Origin of the sequence: Nitrospira sp. (assembly GCA_037045225.1) — a bacterium.
Taxonomy (GTDB): Bacteria; Nitrospirota; Nitrospiria; order Nitrospirales; family Nitrospiraceae; genus Nitrospira_A.
Genome location: JBAOHZ010000009.1, coordinates 1,024,307 through 1,040,743, shown reverse-complemented (window position 1 = coordinate 1,040,743; position 16,437 = coordinate 1,024,307). Strand labels below are relative to the sequence as shown.

At 59.5% G+C, this 16,437-nt stretch carries 11 protein-coding genes; 4 read left to right on the top strand and 7 right to left on the bottom strand.

Annotated features, from left to right (window positions below):
* Nucleotides 1–12: 12 nt before the first annotated feature.
* The 3 genes from V9G17_05625 to V9G17_05615 all read right to left on the bottom strand — a co-directional run bounded on the left by V9G17_05625 (nt 13) and on the right by V9G17_05615 (nt 3,822).
* Nucleotides 13–210, bottom strand: a complete 198-nt coding sequence (locus tag V9G17_05625; protein MEI2752063.1) for a MoaD/ThiS family protein — start codon at nt 208–210, stop codon at nt 13–15.
* 302 nt (nt 211–512) lie between these two features.
* Nucleotides 513–1,514, bottom strand: a complete 1,002-nt coding sequence (galT, locus tag V9G17_05620) for a galactose-1-phosphate uridylyltransferase (GenBank protein MEI2752062.1) — start codon at nt 1,512–1,514, stop codon at nt 513–515.
* A gap of 103 nt (nt 1,515–1,617) precedes the next feature.
* A complete protein-coding gene (locus V9G17_05615; GenBank protein ID MEI2752061.1) occupies nt 1,618–3,822 on the bottom strand; it encodes a glycoside hydrolase family 57 protein in 2,205 nt (734 codons plus the stop codon).
* A 157-nt stretch (nt 3,823–3,979) separates the two neighbouring features.
* On the opposite strand from V9G17_05615, the gene V9G17_05610 reads away from it, so the two are divergent.
* Nucleotides 3,980–4,423 carry a VanZ family protein gene (locus tag V9G17_05610; protein ID MEI2752060.1) on the top strand — a complete coding sequence of 148 codons (444 nt, stop codon included), beginning with the start codon at nt 3,980–3,982 and terminating at the stop codon, nt 4,421–4,423.
* A gap of 48 nt (nt 4,424–4,471) precedes the next feature.
* Here V9G17_05610 and V9G17_05605 read toward each other — a convergent pair whose 3' ends face one another.
* On the bottom strand, nt 4,472–5,443 hold the full coding sequence (locus V9G17_05605; GenBank protein ID MEI2752059.1) for an aldo/keto reductase: 972 nt from the start codon (nt 5,441–5,443) through the stop codon (nt 4,472–4,474).
* A 133-nt stretch (nt 5,444–5,576) separates the two neighbouring features.
* On the opposite strand from V9G17_05605, the gene V9G17_05600 reads away from it, so the two are divergent.
* Together V9G17_05600 and V9G17_05595 are read left to right on the top strand one after the other, a co-directional pair.
* Nucleotides 5,577–6,683, top strand: coding sequence for a phosphotransferase (locus V9G17_05600; protein MEI2752058.1), 1,107 nt, complete (start codon nt 5,577–5,579; stop codon nt 6,681–6,683).
* Between the two features lie 73 nt (nt 6,684–6,756).
* Nucleotides 6,757–7,530, top strand: a complete 774-nt coding sequence (locus V9G17_05595; protein ID MEI2752057.1) for an NDP-sugar synthase — start codon at nt 6,757–6,759, stop codon at nt 7,528–7,530.
* Between the two features lie 216 nt (nt 7,531–7,746).
* Here V9G17_05595 and V9G17_05590 read toward each other — a convergent pair whose 3' ends face one another.
* The 3 genes from V9G17_05590 to V9G17_05580 form a co-directional block, all read right to left on the bottom strand.
* Entirely contained in the window at nt 7,747–9,123 is a 1,377-nt protein-coding gene (locus tag V9G17_05590) for a sigma-54 dependent transcriptional regulator (protein ID MEI2752056.1), read from the bottom strand.
* Between the two features lie 39 nt (nt 9,124–9,162).
* A complete protein-coding gene (locus tag V9G17_05585) occupies nt 9,163–10,485 on the bottom strand; it encodes a DUF1015 domain-containing protein (GenBank protein ID MEI2752055.1) in 1,323 nt (440 codons plus the stop codon).
* A 118-nt stretch (nt 10,486–10,603) separates the two neighbouring features.
* Nucleotides 10,604–11,608 carry a polyprenyl synthetase family protein gene (locus tag V9G17_05580; protein MEI2752054.1) on the bottom strand — a complete coding sequence of 335 codons (1,005 nt, stop codon included), beginning with the start codon at nt 11,606–11,608 and terminating at the stop codon, nt 10,604–10,606.
* Between the two features lie 236 nt (nt 11,609–11,844).
* Between V9G17_05580 and gltB the strand changes: the two genes are divergently transcribed.
* Nucleotides 11,845–16,365 carry a glutamate synthase large subunit gene (gltB, locus tag V9G17_05575; GenBank protein ID MEI2752053.1) on the top strand — a complete coding sequence of 1,507 codons (4,521 nt, stop codon included), beginning with the start codon at nt 11,845–11,847 and terminating at the stop codon, nt 16,363–16,365.
* The last annotated feature ends 72 nt before the right edge of the window (nt 16,366–16,437 follow it).

Below are 16,437 nucleotides of genomic sequence, written 5' to 3'. Positions count from 1 at the left end.
GACAACTGACGGCTATCTTCCGCCGGAGATCACCGGCCGGATTTCAATCTGGTCGGCATCCGCGAGCATTTCATCTTCCGTGACCAGTTCATCGCCCCGGATGACGAGATGCGCCTCAATCACCAGATTGAGTTCGCGTAGCAATTCCTTGGTGCGTTTGGGTCCTTTGATTTCAACCTGGCGTTGTGGATGACTGAGATGAACAAGCATGCGCGATGATACGGCTGAGTTGTGTGGGATTGCAATGTGGTTGGCGCGTCGAGGTTCGGTCGTGAGCCGGTGCGCGGGCGGCGCGGTCGGTAGGGGGAGGAATGGGGTGCGACCTGCTGTTGGCTACTTGATCCCCGCGATGATGTGGCACACCAGTAGGCCGATGATGCTCAAGAAGGTCAGGGCGGACCCGACTGCGAATTACCTATAGGTGGCGGAGGAAGGTCGGCGGAGGGTAAGCGAACATCCCTCCGTCCGCGCGAAGCCGTGAAGGGCGTGCTGTCTACCTGCGATCTGCCCCGTTACAGGATGGCGTCGCGGAGGCACTTGGCTGATTCTTCCGGTGCGACCGGGTTGATGTAAAACCCCGTGCCCCACTCGAATCCGGCGACCTGGGTCAGCTTCGGGATGATTTCGATATGCCAGTGATAGAAATCTCCCGTCTTCTCATGCAGTGGCGAGCTGTGCAGAATGAAGTTGTAGGCCGGGTGAGCCAGCACGGCATCCATGCGCCGTAAGGCTTCGCCGAGGATCGGCGCCAGAAATTCAAATTGGGTGCGTTGACATTCTTCGAAATATCCCGTGTGTCGTTTCGGGAGGATCCACATTTCAAACGGAAAGCGCGGGGCGTAGGGGGTCAGGCAGAGAAATTCCGGATTCTCCAGCACCACACGGGCGCCTTCCGCTGATTCCTGCCGCAGGATGTCGCAATAGATACAACGTTCCTTCTGCTGGAAATGTTGCCGGCAGCCGTCGATTTCTTCGAGGACGCTGGTGGGGACGACGGGCAGGGCAATGAGTTGGGAATGGCTGTGTTCCAGCGTCGCGCCTGCCGCCGCGCCTTGATTCTTGAAGATCAAAATATACCGTAGCCGAAGATCTTTCTTGAGGTCGAGGATCCGATCGCGATAGGCCCAGAGCACATCCTCGAGCCGCTTTGCCGACAAGTCGCTGAGGCGTTCTTTGTGCGTCGGGGTTTCGATGATGACTTCATGGGCGCCGATCCCGTTCATCCGGTCATAGAGCCCGAGGCCTTCCCGTCCCATGTCCCCTTCCACATGCAGGGCGGGAAACTTATTGGGGATGACTCGCACGGTCCAATTCGGACTGTCCGGCTCCGAGGCATGCGGGCGGTACGCCAGAATTTCCTTAGGCGTCAGGCGCTCCTGTCCCGGACAAAACGGACACATGGACGCCGACGGCAGCGGTGCCGACGGCATGTGCAGATCTTGGGGGCGTCCGCCGCGTTCGGTTGAAATGATGACCCAGCGGCCGACGATCGGATCTCTTCTTAATTCGGGCATCTCGACTCCTCTAGTTGCCAATGATCAATACGCAATGCTCGCTGTTCAATGACGGGGCGCAGGGTGAATGCCTCCATGAACACGAGACAGCAAGTATTGTCGTTCAGACTCGCCACATTGTGGCTTCAAAATCGTCTCCCGGTCGGTTGAATGTGGCCGGGCCGTGATGGGGATACCGGGCGATTTCCATCCCATGTTCCGAGACCGTGAGTGTCAGTCGCAATTCCGCGCCGACCTCAATGCCCAGCTCCTTAAAGGGGATACCCAGCTCCAAGATTGTTCGGCGGCAGATCGTGCTCAAGGTGCCCCTGTCCAGATACGCGCCGGATTCGTCTGCTCGCGTGAGTAGGATCGTGTCCGCGCCCTCGGCGGTCAGCGCAAAGGACAACTTATATTGCTGGATGCCTGAGCCGATGTACAACTCTGCGACACAGGCGTCCTGGCGTGACTGGGATCGCTCGTCGAAATCCAGTCTTAGGTAGAGGTGTTCGCGGTCGAATCCGAAGAGAATGGCGGTGAAGAGTCCTTCGGATTTCCACATGGCTCCCAGCGGCGGCGTCGTGTTAATGGTCCCGGCCCCACGCCATTCAAAAAAATTCGAGGACAGTCCGTCGAGGGTCGGCGTAATTAACGCCAACGGGAATCGAACCTGGTCCAGGCCTTGCGGGGTGCGGGTCTCGACCAGGGGCTGATTCAAGATCTCGGGCGGCGTCACTCCGGCGTAGGTCCAGACGTTGCGCAGGTGGGTGCGGAACAGCCGGTCGAATTCCTGCTTGTAATCGGTATCAAAGTCGTCGCCATACCACCAGAACCAGTCGCTGCCTTCGGCGGCATAGAGCTCGTCCCAGGCTGCGCGTGCTCGTTCCGGCGTCAATGACGGTGTGAGTTCGACGAGTCGCGACCGCGTGTGTTGCAGGAGGTCCCAGCCACGATTGTCTTCCTGGTGACCGATCCAGATTTTGAAGTCCTGGTTGATCCAGGAGCCGGAGTGCAACTGCTCGAGGCGTTGAGGGGGAGGAACGGATTGTAAGGCGTCACTGATGGTATTCAAGTGAACGCGAATGCCGTGGCCGATATGGAGCCCGTCCTGTTCGAAGGCGCGAAACAGCAGAGAGAGGAAACGTTCGCCGCCGTCGTGATAATGCTCCCAAGGGTTTTCCCCGTCGAGAATAACAGCCAGGAGTCCGTTCTCCAGTGGAATGTCGTAGGCGAGGCCTCGGATTCGTCGGAGCACATCGTCGGCGGCGGATTCCGGTGTGGTCTTGTGGTAGACGAACCCGAACGCGTCGGAAATGTCCCGATCGCGAAACACCATGGTGAGCGGCTGATCCGCGGTGCCGACTGCGTAGGGCTGGTAGAGGTGATAATGGCGATTCCAGGCTTGGTCGGCCATCCGGAGCGACCGGTAGAGGATGCCCTCGTCAGTGGCCAGCCAGCGAATTCCAGCTTGCCCCAGAATCGGCAACAACTCGGGACAGACCGAGCCCTCGGACGGCCAGAGCCCAGCCGGGGGGCGGCCGAACGTGTGTGTGTGGTACTCGATCGCCCGTCGCACCTGGGCTTCGGCATCGGCAGGAGCGTGGAAGCGAGCGGGCAGCGGCAGGTCGGGTCTGGCGCGGCGAGTGAATTCCGAGTCGATAACCAGCGGCAGGATCGGATGAAAAAATGGCGTGGTGGTCAACTCGATTTGCCCACGGTCCTGAAGCGCCTTGTACATCGGAACAATCTGCCGGATCGCGGTCTGTTGCAATGCCAGCACTTCCTGCTTGTCCTCTTCCGTAAATCCCCGATTTTTCGCGCGCAATTCCGCCAGCCGTGGAAAACGCTGCAGGCTGCCGTATCCGAACCAGGCGAGATTGTGCCAAACCTGGAGGTCGAGAAATTCCTGCGTTGAAAATTGTTTGGCCAGACGATCGAGGTCGTGCCCCTGGACATCGACGCCGCGTTTCACCAGCAGTTCCTGGTAACGAGGAAAGGGGCGTACCATGGTGGCCCAGTTGGCCGAGAAGAAATGGCGGATCAGGAAAGCCTTTTCAGTCGGGGTCAGGTCGGCCGCCGGGCGCTGGGCATATTCCAGGAATAGATCGCGGACGCGGCCGGTGGAGAACTCTTCCAGTTGCAGCAGCAGCGACGGAGTGAAGTTAAAGGTCGAGCGGGCTTCCGGGAATCGCTCCAGGAGGAAGGCCATGTCGAAGTAGGCCTTTGTAGCGTGCAAGCGCACCCAGGGCATACTCGCAGACCCGGTGAGCGGGTCCGTGTAATACGGCTGGTGCATATGCCAGAGGAAGCAGAGTTGAATGGTTTTCATCGGGAAGTTTCTTGCAGACTCAGGGGCAGTATGTCATAGGGGTAGGAGCGTTGCAACGAAACAGCGCGATCGAGGTCGGTGTAGTTTGTTTTTGCCTGGGCGCGAGTGATCCCGTCGTCATGAATTGGCTATTCGGCAGACATCGGGCATTGAAAAGATGGCATCGAATCAGGTGATCACCAATGGCCTCGGCGCGGAGTCGCTGCGGTCTCCACTCTCGGTTCTCCGGTACTGGGGGCCGGTCTTTCTGTATGCCGGAGTGATTTTTCTGGTGTCGTCGATGTCGAGTCCACCGGAATCAGTTTCGTCGTTTCTCGGGGAGACCTCCGACAAGGTCTTGCACCTCGGCGAGTATGGTCTTTTGGGGGCCTTGGTCTATCGGGCCTGTCGGCATGGCGCGGGCGCCTGGGTGGCCGACCATGCGGTCATCGTGGCGGTGGCCGGTTGCGCGCTGTACGGTCTGAGTGACGAGATCCATCAATTGTTCGTGCCGCTTCGCGAGGGAGATCCGTTGGATCTGGTGGCGGATTCCATCGGCGCGACACTCGGGGCCTGGATCTGGCGCTTCCTGCAACCGCGCGCTGTTCAGTCAACCCTGTAGCCTCCGCGCATCTTGCCCGCCCCTGCGCCTGCTTGCAGTGCTCAGCGCTTACCAGGCGTAGGCCTCGGGGGCCGCGCCGCCGGGGCCGGGGAAGATGGTGTCCAAGGTCTTGAGGTGGTCTGGAGTCAGCGCCAACTCCAACGCCGGGAATGCGGATGTCAGCTGTTCCATGGTGCGCGGACCGATGATGGGCGATGTCACGGCCGGTTGGTGCAGCAGCCAGGCGAGGGCGACGGCGGCCGGTGTGGCCGGCAGTGTGTTGCAGAACTGTTCATAGGCTTCCAGTTTTGTGCGGTGCGTCTCGATGTCTTTTCGAACGTCCTCGTCTGCCCGTCGCCCGGTCGTGTGCGCGCTCAGCGCCCCTCCAAGCAGGCCTCGCGCCAGGGGGCTCCAGGGAATGATCCCGATTCCATAGGCCTGACAGGCCGGAAGGACTTCCAGCTCGACGGTTCGTTCGAGGAGGTTGTAAAGACTTTGTTCGGAGATGAGCCCCAGAACGTGGCGTGATTTCGCCAGCTCTTGGGCCTGTGCAATATGCCAGCCGGCGAAATTGCTGCTACCGACGTAGAGCACCTTCCCTTCGCGGTAGAGTTGATCCATCGCCTGCCAGAGTTCTTCCCACGGGCACTCACGATCGATGTGGTGCATTTGGTAGAGGTCAATGTGGTCTGTCTGCAGACGCCGGAGGCTCTCTTCGCACGCGCGTTTGATATGCAAGGCGGAGAGGCGCGACTGGTTGGGCCAGTCGCCCATGCGGCCATAGACTTTGGTGGCCAACACCACTTTTTCACGTCGCCCGCCGCCCTGGGCGAACCAGCGCCCGACAATCTGCTCCGTCACCCCTTCGCCGACTTTCCTGCCATAGACGTTGGCGCTGTCGAAAAAGTTGATGCCCCGTTCCAGCGCCTGGTCCATGATGGCAAAGCTGTCGCGTTCGGAGGTCTGCGGCCCGAAATTCATGGTGCCTAAACAGAGGCGGCTGACCTGTACTCCAGAGCGCCCGAGATGAACGTAGTGCATCTGCGTCTCCTTCATGTAGAGGGCCCAGGATCCCGGGCCGTACCGGAGCTGACAACCGATCGTGGCCGAAAGGGCCTGCAGCAGGTGACTTTCTGCTGGCAGTTCAACCTGGTTTGGCTATAATGCCGATCGTATGACAACAACAAATCCAGCCGCTCCCGCGGCACCGCTCGCACCCCCTGATCCTGCACGCATCGCCCAAACCGTTGCAACCACGCTGCCGTTTCGCGGCGAGGTGGCCGGCTTGACTCCGCTCGCCGGCGATGCATCGAATCGCCGGTATTTCCGGATCGCCCTGAAGGGCACGCCCTCGGCGTTGATCCTCATGCAATTGGCCGATCCGGAAGGGTTCAAGAAATCGGAAGAAGCTGTCAGCGGCGCGTCCGTCCAGATTGCGGAACTGCCCTTTACCAACGTGCTCACGCATCTGCAGCGCACCGGTGTCACTGTCCCGCAGTTGCACTACTACGATCGCGAAGCCGGTCTCCTGTACTTAGAGGATTTCGGGGATCTGACGTTGGCGGAAGCCTGCCGTGATGTGGATCGCGCCCGATTGGTGGCGCTCTATTGTCAGGCGATCGATCAATTGGTCTTGCTTCAAGTGAAGGGGACGAATCCACCCGCGCCCGGCTGTATTGCCTTTCACCGGCGATTCGATGTGCCGCTGTTGATGTGGGAGTTCGACCATTTTCTCGAATATGGGATCACGGCCCGAATCGGACGACCGATGAAACCCGAGGACGAGAGGGCGATCCGAAGCGAGTTTCAACGCATCGCCGAACTCCTGGCCGGCCAACCGCAGGTGTTCGTCCATCGTGATTACCATTCACGCAATCTCATGGTCGACGGATCGCGCCTCGGTATCATTGATTTTCAAGATGCCCTCATGGGCCCGGCGACCTACGATTTGGCGTCGTTGTTGAAAGATGCCTACATTGAGTTGGATGATGCCGTGGTGGACGGGCTGGTCGATCATTTTCTCGACGGCCTTGCTGGCCATGGGCAGGGTTGGACCGATCGGGCCTCGTTCCGCCGGTTATTCGACTTCACCAGCATTCAACGCAACCTCAAAGCTGCCGGTCGGTTTGTCTACATCGATCAGGTCAAACACAATCCGAAGTTTCTCGCCGACATCCCTCGTGTCCTGGGCTACGTGAAGCGGAATTTGTCGAAGTATCCCGAACTGGCGGCATTACGTCAGCACGTGGCGCCCTACGTAGCCGAGTTGCAGCAGGCGTGAAACGGGTTGCTGGTGCACGCCCCTCTCTCTCGAGGTGTTACGCTTCACGAGCCACACTGCACGGTTGTTTCACATGAAAGCCATGATCCTCGCCGCGGGCCTCGGAACCAGGTTGAGGCCCCTCACCGATATCACACCGAAGCCGCTCCTTCCGGTTGCCGGCACGCCGATGATCGTCTGGAATGTGCTCCTCTTAAAGCGTCATGGCATTCAAGAGGTGGTGATCAACCTGCACCATTTGGGCGCGATGATCCCGCAGGCGCTGGGCGACGGTTCGGCATTCGGGATGCACATCCGGTATTCGCACGAACCCGTTATTCTCGGCACCGGCGGCGGGATCAAGCAGGCGGAACCGTACTTTCACGGTGAGCCGGTGCTGATTCTCAACGGCGATACGTTGTTCGAGCTGGATCTCGGCGCATTGATGGCGTTTCATCGCGAACGACAGGCTGCCGCGACGCTGGTGTTGCGACAGGATCCGGAGGCTGCTCGCTGGGGACTGGTTGAAGTCACGGATCGGGGCGACGTGGTACGGATTACGGGTCGTGGCCGGGAGGGATCGGCGTCGACGACCGGCCGCATGTTTGCCGGTATCCATATTCTGCATCCGCGCCTGTTGCGTGACGTGCCGGTGGGGAAGGAGTCCTCGATCATCGATGCCTATGTGCGTGGCATTCAGGAGGGGGAGCGAATTCTGGGATACGATTTCAGTGGCTACTGGAGCGATGTCGGCACCCCTGAACGGTATGCGCAAGCAGAGCGGGATGCGGCAGCCGGGTTACTGAGTCTCGCTGCCAGAACGCCTGATGGCGCGTCTCGGGGGACACCTGTGAAGCGTGAAGGGTGAAGCGTATCTCGTTGGGACTAAGTGTGTGTGGTTCGTGGTGGTAGGAGGAGAGCTGTACGGTACACGCGCTCTGCTTCTTCCGTGTAGCCGGAGGCTCAAAAGGGCCGTCCCGCAAGGCCGCAGCAATGCGAAGAGGCGAGGCGTACCCTTGCGGTACGTTGAGCTTCGGAGCGATGCGAGAACGAAGCGGGCGGGCTTTTTCAGCCTCCGGCCTGGTTACTCGTCGGGAGTGGATTTTCGCTGCTTAATCAGTCGCGCCAGATAGGTTCGCTGCAGGTCGAGAAACTCCGCTGCTTTGGTCTGGTTCCCCGCCGCTTTTTCCAATGCCCGCTCAATGATGTAGGCGCTGTGCGCTTCCATAGACTCATGGTAGGTGAGGCTGAGGTAGGGCAGCGCGTGCTCCGAGTGACCTTTTCCTGTCACGTCGTCGGGCGACAAGGCTAGAAATTCAGGTTCAATCACGTCGCTTGGACTGAGCACCACGGCGCGTGAGAGCACGTTGTCGAGTTCGCGGATGTTGCCGGGCCAGGGATAGTGAGTGAGCGCGGCACGGGCCGACGGGCTCAGCGAGACGCCCGGGCGTTTGGCTTCGTAGGCATGCCGCTTGAGAAAGAACTCGGCCAGTCGCTCGATGTCCTCACTCCGTTCCCGTAACGGAGGGAGTGTAAAACTGACGACGTTGAGCCGGAAAAACAAATCTTCCCGGAACTGCCCGGCCTTCACGGCCTGCTTCAGATCCTTGTTGGTAGCTGCGACAAATCGGATATTGACGGAGACCGACCGCGTGCCGCCGACTCGTTGGAACTCCTTGTCCTGCAGCACGCGCAGCAGCTTGGCTTGCAACGGTAATGGCATATCCCCGATCTCATCGAGAAACACCGTGCCCCCCTCCGCCATTTCAAGCTTGCCCTTTTGAAGCCGGTCGGCGCTGGTGTAGGCGCCGCGCTCGTGGCCGAACAGTTCGTTCTCGAGCAACGTCTCCGTGAGCGCCACGCAATTGATGACGACCATCGGCATGTTTTGGCGCGGGCTCCACTGGTGGATGGAGCGGGCAAAGAGTTCTTTGCCGGTGCCGCTTTCCCCAAGCAGGAGAATGCTGGCATCCGAGTTGGCGGCGCGATGGGCGGATTCGATGATGCCCTTGATCCTCGAACTGTCGCCGACGATGGTGGCATAGCGGTTCTGGACGTCCGACTGGAGGGCGGCCACCTGCCGCTTCAGGGAATCCCGTTCCAACGCCTTCTGGATCACGATCAGGAGATGGTCTTTTTCGAGGGGCTTGGTGAGGAAGTCATATGCGCCATGGCGCATCGCTTCTACCGCGTCGGGGATCGTGCCGGCCGCAGTCATGACGATCACGGGAATGTCTTCGAATTGTTTATTCTGGGCCATGCGTTTGAGCACGTCCATGCCCTTGAGGCGAGGCAGGTAGAGGTCCAGTAGAACCAGATTCGGAGATTCTTGCTCGATCAGCTCGATGCCGCGCAGGCCATCGGCGGCCGTCAGCGTCTTGTAGCCTCCCGCGTCGAGACGATCCTGCAACATCGTGACGATGTCCTGGTCGTCATCAACAATTAATACTTTGGCTTTCATGGGTTCGGCTACCAGCTATCGGCCATCCGTGCCTCGCGGCTAGCCTTCCATTACATTCATGACCAATCCGGTGAGCGGTTTGGGGAAGAAGTAGGTCGATTTGTGCGGCATCCGTTCACCCGCCGAGGCCACGGCTTTCACTTCAGCGACTTTGGTCGGGTTCAAGAGCAATGCGGCGGTACCGGTTCCTTGGCGCACCCAATTCAGGGCTTCGTGATCGTCTTTCGAATACAGCATCGCTTCCTGTTCCTGCTGCGTGGGGCAGAGTGTGGCGACCACGTGCTGCTGCAGTAGGGACACGTCGAGCCGATCGCGCGGTGACGCCGTGGCCGAGGGGCGATGGGCGGCGCGCAGGGTCAGCAAGTAGTACTGAGGATCATTCTTCAGTGCCAGCCCGAACATCGGCGCGGACTGTCCTCGGCTGCGCAGGGTTTCGATAAACTGCCCCCGGACCTGTGTCTCGGTACCGGCTTGAAAGGGGAGCGCCGTGACTTCGAAGATTGGGTCCAGCACGCGGAGCACATCTTTCGGGGCCGGAACCGCGGTCGTGAGTACGCGGTGTGTCGGCAGGACGGTCAGCCCCTTGTCCTCCAGGCTGGCGAACAGCATCAAGACGTTGTCGTACGGCTGGGGGGACGATGGTGCGCCGGCCTGTTGGCGTCGCGCGCGGCGATAGTTGAGGGCGGTTTCATACCGATGATGGCCGTCGGCGATGAACAGTTGCTTGGTGTGCATGATCTCGACGACCTTGGCGAGCACCGCCGGATCGGTCACGCTCCACAGCCGCTGGCGGAAGCCCACGTCGTCCTGAAAGTCGATGCGTGGTTTGTCGGCGGCGATCGACTGTTCGATCAACGTGAGCACGTCGTTCTGGGGATCCGAATAAAGCGAAATGATGGCGCTGAAGTTTGCGCGGCAGGCTTCGAGCAGATTGAGCCGGTCGGTTTTCGCCGCGGCGCGCGTATTCTCGTGCGGGTAAATCTTGCCCGAGCCGAATTCTTCCAATTCAACCGTTGAAAGAAAGCCTTTGAAGACTTTGGTCGGTGTTCCGGGTGCCGAATAGGGCGGTTGGTATTCGATGGTGTGGTAGTAGATGGTCGGCTTGTCGTCTCGACGCAAGGCGCCGGACTTCAACCATGCTTTGAGCGCGCCCGCAGCGCGGAGGTATTTATTGTCGCTGGGGGTATCACCCGGCTGTTCATAACCGAGTTCCAGGCGAATGACGTTGTTCGCATGGCGATCATGCAAGGTCTTCTGCAGCGTCGCATCGATAATATCGTAGGGCGGGGCGACCACCTGGCGGACGTCGCCGACGGTCGAAGGATTGTAGAGTGTGCCGTGAAAGGGAATGACGTGTGCCATGCGGGTTCCTATCCTTTTTTCTCGTGGGTGCGGTGTGGTCCTGTTCGTCCGGCGGTGCCGCTGAACGAGTACGCGCTGTCAGCAGAGCGTGAGCCTTGTGAAACCGGGCGGCGGCAACTCAGCGGTCGCGAGTCACCATGTAATCGGCGGCGATGGACAGGGCGCGCTTAGCGGTGTTGTCGTGGAACAGGTCGAGATCGCGTTTGGCGGCGGCGACGAACGCGCGTGCCCGCTCCATGGCGTAGGCGATGGACCCATACTCCTGCATCAAGCCGACGATGCGGCGGAGTTCCTCGTCCGTCAAGGTACGAGTCTCCATGCGATCCTTGATCAACTGCCGATCCGGCTCCGAGCAGTGCTGCAGGAGGTGCAACAGCGGCAGGGTCGCTTTGCCTTGCCGCAGGTCCTGCCCGAGTGTCTTGCCCAGGTGTTCACCGTTGGCGGTATAGTCCAGCGTATCGTCCGCCAATTGGAACGCAATGCCCAGCCGCTGTCCGAACCGGAACAGCGCTTCTTGTAACTCTTCCGTCGCTCCACCGACGATCGCGCCGATTTTACAGGACGCCGCAATCAATCCAGCGGTTTTATGTTCGATGATGCGGAGATATTCCGGTTCCGGCATCAGCGGATTGCCGTTGTAGTAGAGTTGCAGGACTTCGCCTTCGGCCATCTTGCGGCAGGCTTCCGAGAGCGCCTCGTTGATGCCTTGATTGCGGAAGTCGACGATCTGGCAGATCGCGCGCGAATAGAGATAGTCGCCCACGAGAATGCTGATTTGATTGCCCCAGACTTTGCTCGCGGTCCGGCGACCCCGGCGCAGGTCGGCGTCGTCGACGACGTCGTCGTGCAGCAGGGTGGCGGTATGGATGAATTCAACCAGGCTTCCGAGTGCGTGATGGTCTTGCCCGGCGTAGCCGCAGAGATGGGCGCTGAGGAGCACGAAGAGGGGGCGGACGCGTTTGCCGCCGCTGTTCAAGATGTGGGCGGCGACGGTGTTGACGAGGGCAACGCTGGAGTCGAGATTTTTCCGGATCTGTTCTTCGACCCCCTCCAGTTCTTCGCGATACACGTCCCACACATCGGCCATGCTGTGGAGCGTGAGGGTGGTCGGTCCGTTCGACATGGAGCGGATAGTAGGGCAGGAAACTCCACTAAGTCAAGCGCCTGTCATGCCGCTTCTCGGGGCGATGGCCTCGTCGTTCTCTTGACAGTTTCACGGCCCATCCAGTAAGGTGAGGTCTCATTTTATTTCCCCAAACAGTGGTAGCAGTCACCGTGGTCGTTTGCCAGTTTGAACGTCCCCCTGTGGGGAATCTATTCCCCAGGTCATTGCCTGCCTCCTAGAAGAGAATACGTTCCATGAATATACCGGGGCTTCCTCCCAAACAGGGGTTATACGATCCTCAGCACGAGAAAGATGCGTGCGGGGTCGGCTTCGTCGTCGACATCAAGGGGCACAAGTCGCACCTGATCGTGCAACAGGGGCTGCAGGTGTTGGAGAATCTCGCGCACCGCGCAGCGCAAGGCTGTGATCCGTGCACCGGTGACGGAGTCGGTATTTTACTGCAAGTCCCGCACGAGTTCTTCAAACGCGTGACGAAGGATGTCGGAATCAAGTTGCCCGGCGCGGGAGAATATGGCGTGGGCATGCTGTTTTTGCCGCCGGATGCCGACGCCAGAAAACAGTGCGAGACCGTGTTTGCCCGCGTGATCAAGGAAGAAGGCGCCAAGCTTCTCGGCTGGCGTGATGTGCCCGTCAAGAGTGACGCGATCGGAGAGGTGGCGCGCACCACTGAGCCCTTTATGCGGCAGGTGTTCATCGCTCGTGGCATCTTCACGGACGAGGAATTTGAGCGACGGTTATACGTCATTCGAAAGTGTGTCGAACGGGCCATCCGCGAATCCGCGATCGAAGGGCGGAACTATTTTTATATCTCCAGTCTATCCAGCAACACCATCGTCTATAAGGGGCTACTGCTCCCGCATCAGATGCCGCAGTATTACCAGGACCTGACCGACAACAGTCTCACGAGCGCCTTGGCCCTCGTGCACGCGCGGTTCAGCACGAATACCTTCCCGACTTGGCCGCTGGCCCATCCCTATCGCTACATTGGCCACAACGGTGAAATCAATACGTTGAAGGGCAATGTGAATTGGATGCGCGCGCGGCAGGGGCGGCTGAATTCCGAGCTGTTCGGCGAGGACATGAAGAAGTTGTTTCCGATTGTCTACGAGAATCAGAGCGATTCGGCCAGCCTGGACAATGCGCTGGAGTTTCTGGTGCTCGGTGGGCGGTCGTTACCGCACGCCATGATGATGCTGATCCCGGAACCCTGGGTGGCAAATCCGCAAATGGACTTGGATCGCCGCGGATTCTATGAGTACCACGCCGCGATGCAGGAACCCTGGGACGGACCGGCGGCGGTCTGTTTCACCGACGGCAAACTGATCGGCGCGACGCTGGACCGCAACGGACTGCGCCCCTGCCGCTACCAGGTGACCACCGACGGGTTAGTCGTACTGGCCTCGGAAGCCGGTGTGTTGCCGATGGACCCCCAGCGCATTCGCCAGAAGGGCCGCTTGATGCCGGGCCGCATGTTCCTGGTCGACACCGAGCAAGGCCGCATCATCGACGACGAGGAAGTCAAAGCCGATATTGTGCGCCGCAAGCCTTATCGGTCGTGGGTCACGGAGCATCGGATTTCACTGGATGAGTTGCCGGACCCGATCAATGTTCCGCAGCCTGATCATCCCACGATCCGGCAGCGTCAGCAGGTCTTTGGCTACACCGTCGAAGAATTGAAGATGGTCATCACCCCGATGGTGGTGGAAGGGCAGGAAGCGATTTCCTCGATGGGCACGGACACGCCGTTGGCGGTGTTGTCGGAGCGGCCGCAACTCCTGTTCAAATACTTCAAGCAACTGTTTGCGCAGGTCACGAACCCGCCGATCGATCCGATCCGCGAAGAGCTCGTGATGTCACTCACGACCAGCATCGGCCCGAAGCCTAACCTGATGGATGAGCATCCGGAATCTGCCCGGCGCATCCGGGTAAAGCAGCCGATCCTGACGAATGCCGATCTGCACAAGATTCGGGAGATCGCCGATCCGCATTTCAAAAGTAAAACATTAAAGATGCTGTTCCGCGTCGCCGAAGGTCCGGAAGGGTTGGGGGCCGCGGTGGACGATCTCTGCCGCCAGGCTTCGCAGGCGATTCGCGAAGGATACAAGTTCCTCATTCTCAGCGACCGCGGGGTGAATGCGGACTACGCCCCGATTCCGAGTCTGCTCGGCGTCGCGGCGGTGCACCATCACCTGGTGCGGGAATGCACGAGGACTGAAGTGGGCCTGACGGTGGAAACCGGTGAGCCGCGCGACGTCCATCACTTCGCCTGCCTGATCGGTTTCGGCGCCGGAACGGTCAATCCCTATCTGGTGTTCGAGTCGTTGGTGGACCTGGAGCGAGACGGCTATTTCCCCGAGGGCCTGGACGCGCCGACCGCGGAAGGCAAGTTCATCAAAGCCATTAACAAAGGTTTGCTCAAGATCTTCTCGAAGATGGGCATCTCCACGGTGCAGTCTTACTGTGGCGCCCAAATCTTTGAAGCGATCGGGCTCAATCGCGAATTAATCGACCGCTATTTCACCGGGACGCCGTCGCGGATCGAAGGCATCAGTATCCAGGAAATCGGCGAAGAGTCGTTGCGCCGCCATCGTGTGGCCTATGAACCGGTTCCCATTCGGCAGTTAGATTTCGGCGGCGAGATTCACTACCGGATTCAAGGTGAACATCACAACTGGAACCCGGATACCATCTACAAACTTCAGCATGCGACCAGAAACAACGATCCCAAGACGTTTGCCGAGTTTTCACAGCTGGTGAACGACGAGAGCAGGCACCGGTCGAACCTGCGGGGTTTGTTGGAGTTCAAGTATCTGCCCGAGGCGATTTCGCTCGACGAAGTGGAGCCGGCCAAGGAAATCGTGAAGCGGTTCACGACTGGTGCGATGTCCTTTGGATCGATCAGCAAAGAAGCCCATGAGACGCTGGCGATTGCGATGAATCGCCTGGGGGCAAAGAGCAATACCGGAGAGGGCGGTGAAGATCCGGAACGGTTTGCGCCGCTCCCGAACGGCGATTCGAGAAACAGCTATATCAAGCAGGTGGCCTCGGCACGGTTCGGAGTCACGAGCCACTACCTCGTGAATGCCAAGGAGCTTCAAATCAAGATGGCGCAGGGGGCCAAGCCGGGTGAAGGCGGGCAACTCCCCGGTCACAAAGTGGATGAGAACATTGCACGGTTGCGGTATTCAACACCGGGCGTGCAGCTCATTTCTCCGCCGCCGCATCATGACATTTATTCGATCGAAGACCTGGCGCAGTTGATCTTCGACTTGAAGAATGCGAATTCGGATGCGGCCGTCTCGGTCAAGCTGGTCTCCGAAGTGGGCGTCGGCACAGTGGCCGCCGGTGTGGCGAAGGCTCATGCGGACAAGGTGTTGATCAGCGGCGATTCGGGAGGGACCGGAGCCTCTCCGCTCTCGTCCATCAAGTATGCCGGTGTGCCCTGGGAGTTGGGATTGGCGGAAACGCATCAGACGCTGGTCCTCAACGACCTGCGCGGCCGGATCCGTGTCGAAACCGACGGCCAGATGAAGACCGGGCGCGATGTGGCCATTGCTGCGCTGCTGGGCGCAGAAGAATATGGGTTTGCAACGGCCCCGCTCATCATCGAAGGCTGCATCATGATGCGGAAGTGCCATCTCAATACCTGTCCTGTCGGCATTGCCACGCAGGATCCGGTGTTGCGCAAAAAGTTCACGGGCCAGCCGGAACATGTCGTCAATTTCTTCTTCTTCATTGCGGAAGAGTTGCGACAGATCATGGCCAAGCTGGGATTCCGGACCATCAACGAGATGGTCGGTCGTGTCGATAAGCTCAAGATTCACAAGGCCGTTGACCATTGGAAAGCCAAGGGCCTGGATCTGACGCCGTTGCTCAAGATGCCGGAAGTCGGCCCGGAGGTTTCTCGCTACTGCGTGCAGAAGCAGGATCATGGGATTGCGGAGATTCTGGACCGGACGCTCATTGAGCAGTGTCGGCCAGCGATCGATCGCGGCGAAAAGATCACACTTGACCTGCCGATCAGGAATTTGAATCGCACGGTCGGCACGATGCTCTCCAGCCAGATCGCGAAGAAGTACGGGTTGGAAGGCCTGCCTTCCGATACGATCACGATCAAGTTTAACGGGACAGCCGGCCAATCGTTCGGCGCGTTTCTCTCGCGCGGGATCACGCTGATCCTTGAAGGCGAGTCGAACGACTATATCGGCAAGGGTCTGTCCGGCGGCAAGATCATCGTCTTCCCGCCGAAGAACGCCATTTACACACCGGAAGAAACGATTCTCGTCGGCAATACCTCGCTGTACGGTGGTACGCAGGGCGAAGCCTATTTCTACGGCATGGCCGGGGAACGCTTTGCGGTACGAAACAGCGGCGTGCGGGCGGTCGTCGAAGGGACCGGCGATCATGGGTGCGAATACATGACCGGCGGGGTCGTGGCGGTGCTGGGGCGGACGGGCAGGAATTTCGCTGCGGGGATGTCCGGTGGCGTCGCGTTTGTGCTGAATGAGCTGGATAAATTCCAGTCGCGCTGTAACCTGGGTATGGTGGAATTGGAACAGGTCACGAGCGATGACGACAAGAAGTTGCTGCACGAGATGATCACCTCCCACTTCATGTACACGGGCAGTCGGAATGCCAAGCGTATCCTGGATGGCTGGGACGCGATGCTGCCGAAGTTTGTGAAGGTGATGCCGATCGACTACAAGCGTGTGCTGGCCGAACGGAAATCGGCAGCGGCCAAAATAGTTAAGTAACCGTGAAGCGTATCTCGTGAAGCGCGAGACCGGATGGTCCGTGGCGAGCTACGAGAGACGAATACAAGCAAG

What these genes read in the sequence shown, in the direction of transcription:
- V9G17_05625 (MEI2752063.1), bottom strand. Translation starts at nt 210, where the DNA reads ATGCTTGTTCATCTCAGTCATCCACAACGCCAGGTTGAAATCAAAGGA.
- galT (MEI2752062.1), bottom strand. Translation starts at nt 1,514, where the DNA reads ATGCCCGAATTAAGAAGAGATCCGATCGTCGGCCGCTGGGTCATCATT.
- V9G17_05615 (MEI2752061.1), bottom strand. Translation starts at nt 3,822, where the DNA reads ATGAAAACCATTCAACTCTGCTTCCTCTGGCATATGCACCAGCCGTAT.
- V9G17_05610 (MEI2752060.1), top strand. Translation starts at nt 3,980, where the DNA reads ATGGCATCGAATCAGGTGATCACCAATGGCCTCGGCGCGGAGTCGCTG.
- V9G17_05605 (MEI2752059.1), bottom strand. Translation starts at nt 5,443, where the DNA reads ATGCACTACGTTCATCTCGGGCGCTCTGGAGTACAGGTCAGCCGCCTC.
- V9G17_05600 (MEI2752058.1), top strand. Translation starts at nt 5,577, where the DNA reads ATGACAACAACAAATCCAGCCGCTCCCGCGGCACCGCTCGCACCCCCT.
- V9G17_05595 (MEI2752057.1), top strand. Translation starts at nt 6,757, where the DNA reads ATGAAAGCCATGATCCTCGCCGCGGGCCTCGGAACCAGGTTGAGGCCC.
- V9G17_05590 (MEI2752056.1), bottom strand. Translation starts at nt 9,123, where the DNA reads ATGAAAGCCAAAGTATTAATTGTTGATGACGACCAGGACATCGTCACG.
- V9G17_05585 (MEI2752055.1), bottom strand. Translation starts at nt 10,485, where the DNA reads ATGGCACACGTCATTCCCTTTCACGGCACACTCTACAATCCTTCGACC.
- V9G17_05580 (MEI2752054.1), bottom strand. Translation starts at nt 11,608, where the DNA reads ATGTCGAACGGACCGACCACCCTCACGCTCCACAGCATGGCCGATGTG.
- gltB (MEI2752053.1), top strand. Translation starts at nt 11,845, where the DNA reads ATGAATATACCGGGGCTTCCTCCCAAACAGGGGTTATACGATCCTCAG.